A 6,124-nucleotide genomic window follows, 5' to 3' on the forward strand; every position below is an offset into this window, starting at 1 on the left:
TGCCTCTTCACTGGCGATTCCTGTGACGATGGAAACCCAGAAACTGTGGACGACACCATCGATGAAAACTGTCAGTGCGGTGGCAACACCGTTCCAGGATGTACCGATTCAAACGCCTGTAACTACGATCCGAACGCAACTGTAAATGATGGCTCTTGCCTTTTCACAGGCGATTCCTGTGATGACGGCAACGCTGCGACAGTCAACGATGTAATCACAGAAGAATGCGAATGTGAAGGTGAAACAGTTCCAGGATGTACTAACATCAACGCCTGTAACTACGATCCGGATGCCACAGTGAACGATGGATCTTGCCTTTTCACTGGAGACTCTTGTGACGATGGAGATCCTGAAACTGTGAACGACACCATCGATGAAAACTGTCAGTGCGGTGGCAACACCGTTCCTGGATGTACCGATTCAAACGCCTGTAACTACGATCCTAACGCCACAGTCGATGACGGATCGTGCCTGATCGTTGGTGAAACTTGCGATGACGGTGATCCTTCTACTGTCAACGATGTGATCACAGCAGACTGCAATTGTGAAGGTGAAACAGTTCCTGGTTGTACCAACATAAACGCCTGCAACTACAATCCTAACGCTACGGTGAACGATGGCTCTTGCCTCTTCACTGGCGATTCCTGTGACGATGGAAACCCAGAAACGGTGGACGACACCATCGATGAAAACTGTCAGTGCGGTGGAAACACTATTCCTGGTTGTACCGACTCAAACGCTTGTAATTACGATCCTAACGCCACAGTCGATGACGGATCGTGCCTGATCGTTGGTGAAACTTGTGATGACGGCAACGCTGCGACAGTCAACGATGTAATCACCGAAAACTGCGAGTGCGAAGGCGAAACAGTTCCAGGATGTACTAACATCAACGCTTGTAATTACGATCCAAACGCAACAGTCAACGATGGTTCCTGCCTCTTCACGGGTGATTCCTGTGACGATGGAGATCCGGAAACAGTGGACGACACCTTTGATGAAAACTGTCAGTGCGGTGGAAACACAATTCCTGGTTGTACCGACCTAAATGCCTGTAACTACGATCCTAACGCTACTGTCGATGATGGCTCTTGCTTAATCGTGGGAGAAACTTGCGATGATGGCAATGCAGCGACAGTCAACGATGTCATCACCTCAGACTGTGAATGCGAAGGCGAGACAGTTCCAGGTTGTACCAACATCAACGCCTGTAACTACAATCCTAACGCTACGGTGAACGATGGCTCTTGCCTTTTCACGGGAGATTCCTGTGACGATGGAAACCCAGAAACGGTGGACGACACCATCGATGAAAACTGTCAATGCGGTGGAAACACGATTCCTGGTTGTACCGATTCGAACGCTTGTAATTACGATCCTAACGCCACAGTCGATGACGGATCGTGCCTGATCGTTGGTGAAACTTGCGATGACGGAGATCCTTCTACTGTCAACGATGTGATCACCGAAAACTGCGAGTGCGAAGGTGAAACGGTTCCAGGTTGTACGAACATCAACGCCTGTAACTACGATCAGGATGCCACTGTGAACGATGGCTCTTGCTTGTTCACGGGTGATTCCTGTGACGATGGAAACCCAGAAACAGTGGACGATACAATTGACGAAGATTGTTTGTGTGGTGGTGTAGAAATTCCAGGGTGTACAAATACTTCCGCATGTAACTATGATCCAAATGCCACCACAGACGATGGTTCCTGCGAACTACCGCAAGAATACTTCGTAGATAATGATGGTGATGGATTTGGCAACCCCGATAGTGTTGTTACGACTTGTGAGCAGGGCGACCTGGTTACTGACAATACCGATTGTGATGACAGCAACTCAAACGTTTACCCTGGAGCCCCCGGCTTAGGCCAGGGTGTTGACAACGACTGTAGTGGAGAAATAGATGGTGAAGAACCACTAGACTGTTATGGAGACTTGAATGGTGACGGATTCATTACTGCTGCTGATATTCTAATTCTAATAGGCAATTTTGGATGCACAGGAGTAGGATGCGTTGGCGATTTAACTTATGACAATATCGTTCAGACAGATGACCTCATTATCTTGCTCGGTTTGTATGGAACTGAATGTGATAATCAATAATCTAATTTTATTAACACGTCCTGTACCTGGAATGGACGATAACACTCTCAAATGAATAGACCTTTAGCTCGATTTACCCCTGAAATCCTAACTGTTTTACTTGTTTCTGCAGCGATTTTTTACGCTTGTAGCGATCACTGGCAAACGGTTTTGAGAAAAAGCGAGAAGAAAGCTTATACCGCGTTTATCAATTCCCACCCATTTACTTTGAGGGAAAAGAAAACTCCTAAAGAATGGAAAAAGTTGCCAAAAAAGGATCGTCCGGATTTGGCCTGGGAACAGAACTATTTGATGACGCTCGACCCCGCGACCGGATCGCCAGCGGAAGAACGTCTAATCATTCCCCTGGCGCAAGTTGAGGACTTTGTAGATGACCCTTCACGATATGCTCCTGGAGATGTAAATTTTCCATGGGTAGAACGCGGGCCAGATAATGTGGCCGGAAGAACACGCGCAATTTTATGGGATCCAAACAACGAGAATCGCGTGTTTGCGGGCGGAGTTGCCGGTGGACTTTGGTACAACGACAATATCACCTCCTCTACTCAGGAATGGCAGAAAGTCAATGATTTTTGGGATAACATTGCTGTTTCATGCATCGAAGCTGATCCTTCAAATTCGGATGTGTGGTATGTGGGAACAGGTGAAGGTTGGGGTAACCTCGATGCTGTTCGTGGACTTGGAATCTGGAAAACGGAAGACGGTGGAAATTCCTGGGATCACTTACTCAGCACTGCCAACAACAGTTTTCGCTACACTCAAAAGATTTTGGTGCATCCCACCACTGGACACGTGTATGCTGCCACAAATACCGGTCTTCGCATATCTACAAATGGTGGCAGCTCCTGGAGTCTAGTGCTCAACAATGGAAATGGGGCAAACAACAACTTCATAGCTGATCTCGAAATTGGAGCTGACAATGCAATCTGGGCCGCGGTACAGGGTGACGGTGTTTACCGCACTACTTCAGGAAACTCAGGCACCTGGACTAAACTAAACTCCGGAAATGGTTTTCCGAGTTTTGGATTCAACCGAATTGAAATTGCCACAGCTCCATCCGATGCTTCAGTGGCTTATGCTTTAGTCGTTTCCGGATCTGTTGTGGACGCGATTTATAAAACAGAAAATACAGGTGCAACATGGACATCCGTAAACGAACCTGCTGATGCCGACCCTGGAATTCCAGACACGGACTTCACCAGAAACCAGGGCTGGTACGACCTCATTTCAGCTGTCGACCCTAACGATCCCGATCACATCTACGTTGGTGGAATCGACATCTTTCATTCATTTAATGGTGGAGATACCTGGAATCAGATTTCGCACTGGTACGGAGGTTTCGGTGAACCTTATGCCCATGCCGATCAACACGGAATGGCTTTCAAGCCTGGAAGTTCGAATGAAATGATCTTCAGTCATGACGGTGGACTCACCTACACAGCTAATGCTTCAGCGACACAACCTTCAATTGGCGACAGAAACAATGGCTACAACGTGACTCAATATTACGCCTGTGCCATCAACCCAACTGCGGGATCAAATAACTATTTGGCTGGTGCACAGGATAACGGAACTCAGCGCTACGATGATCCGGGAATGAATTCCACAACGGAAGTTACGGGTGGTGATGGAATGTTTTGTCACATTGATCAAACTGATCCTACTTACCAGATATCATCTTATGTCTACAACAATTACTACAGGTCAGTAAACCAGGGAGTGTCTTTTTCTGGTTTGCCCGGTGGAGAAAATACTGGGCGATTTATCAACCCAACAGATTATGACAATGAACAGGACATTCTTTTTGGGGCAAAAGACAATTCAACCCTGCGAAGGATCACAGGCATCACAAGCACTCCTTCGGTGAGCGATATGACGATACCGGCATTAAATGGAACTGCCTCTCACATACGTGTCTCTGAATTTACCTCTGGGACCTCTACGATTTTTGTCGGAACAGGATCTGGAAACATTCTCAAAATCAACAACGCTCAGGCAGCACCATCTACGATGAACATCGACTCTGATGCTGAATTGCCCAACGGATACATCAGCTGCATTGAGCTTGGTTCTAATGAAGATGAAATTCTGGTGACTTTCTCAAATTACGGAGTAAATTCTGTGTGGTATACCACTGACGGAGGCTCCAACTGGGTGAGCAAAGAGGGAGACCTCCCGGATATGCCTGTGAGGTGGGCACTATTCAATCCAGACAATCAGGAAGAAGTGATACTCGCCACTGAAGTTGGAGTTTGGTCAACAGCTAATTTCTCTGCAAACAATCCAAACTGGGTGCCTTCAAACTCTGGATTAGCCAACACTCGGGTAGACATGTTGCAAATTAGAGAGTCAGACAATCAGGTAATTGCAGCAACTCACGGACGTGGTCTCTTTAGCGGAGTCTTTTTCACTCCAAGCTATGCAGATGACGCGGGAATTATCGCTGTTCAGGAGCCTAATGGCGTAGTCTGCAATCAGACTACAATTCCTTCAGTGACACTTAAAAACTTTGGCTCTGAAGACCTCACCTCAGTCGACATAGAGTATTCTCTCGATGGAGGAACAACTGAGGTTTACGAGTGGACAGGGACAATTTTGCCGGGAGATTTCGAAGAAGTAAGTCTGCCAGAGATCAGCTACTCCGTAGGATCTCACACGCTTGTAGTTAGTACTTCCCAGCCTAATGGTGTCGAAGATGAGGACCCACTGAACGACTCATTCACCTCTGACTTTGAATTTGGAAACAACCCAGTGATTGTTCAGATCGTGACAGACAACTTTGGAGCAGAAACGACATGGGAGATTATAGATTCTAATGGTAGCATAGTTGCCGAAGGTGGGCCTTACACAAACCATCAGGCAAATGGCGAATACCCCGAACCTGATGTTCAGGTGTGCCTGCAAAATGGCTGCTATGATTTTTCGATTTACGATACCTACGGAGATGGAATGTGTTGCGCATACGGTAACGGTTCCTACACCCTGCTCGATGCAGATGGCAACGTGCTTATAACTGGTGGAGACGGTTGGAATAATTCTGAGACTGTTGAGTTTTGTGTTTCTTCTCCTGTTCCAGGAGTTGACAACGATGCTGGAATTACAGAGATACTCAATGTTTCAGATGATGTCTGTGGCAGTGAAATAACGCCCACAGTCCGAATCAAGAATCTTGGACAGTCCAATTTAACTTCTGCAAACATCAACTACGATGTTGATGGTCAGCAATCTTTCACCTACAACTGGACCGGAAACCTTGCTAGCAATGCAACAGAAATAGTCGATTTGCCAATAATGAGTTTCACAGGGACAGGGCCTCATACTTTTACTGCTTCAACTGAATTGCCCAATGGTGTTGAAGATGAAGTGCCCTCAAACGACAGTCAAACATTCGACTTTTTATCAGAAGATGGGAATGGAGCAACACTGACCCTTACCACAGATTGCTGGGGAGAAGAAGTTAGCTGGACTATTACAGACGAAGGTGGAAGTGTAATTGCCAGTGTCTCACAAAACACATTGGCAGACAACACAACTTTTACCACCGACCTGTGCCTGGAAACTGGATGCTACGATTTCACAATCAACGATTCGTACGGTGATGGTCTGGATGGAACTGCCTCGGGTTGTGGCCAGGATGGAGACTATATTATCACCGACTCCGAAGGAAACGTTCTTGTGGAAATGGGCAACCCCGACTACGGTTTTTCTATCACACAAAGCTTCTGTATTGGAGAAACTGATGTTCCAGGTTGTACAAACATTTTGGCCTGTAACTACAATGCGTCTGCTACTATTGATGACGGCTCTTGCATTTTGATAGGCGATTCTTGTGACGATGGAGACCCAACGACAGTAAACGATTCGGTGAATGGATCCTGTGAATGCGAAGGAGATGTTTTCCCGGGTTGTACGAATGAACTTGCTTGCAACTACAATCCAATTGCGACCTTAGACGATGGCTCTTGCCTTTTTACAGGCGATACTTGTGACGATGGAGACCCAGACACGGTTAATG

The 6,124-nt window shown here is 46.7% G+C and carries 1 protein-coding gene and 1 pseudogene; both read left to right on the plus strand.

Annotated features, from left to right (window positions below; genetic code table 11):
* Positions 1–2,109 (plus strand): annotated as a pseudogene (locus ABHV44_RS16035) (hypothetical protein); the annotation flags it as partial.
* Positions 2,110–2,160: 51 nt separating this feature from the next.
* Positions 2,161–6,124 (plus strand): WD40/YVTN/BNR-like repeat-containing protein (locus ABHV44_RS16040; protein ID WP_459075735.1); only part of this gene is annotated, 3,964 nt, incomplete at its 3' end.

The sequence above is a fragment of the Halocola ammonii genome (assembly GCF_049334165.1).
Lineage (GTDB): Bacteria > Bacteroidota > Bacteroidia > Flavobacteriales_D > Sanyastnellaceae > JBEGHD01.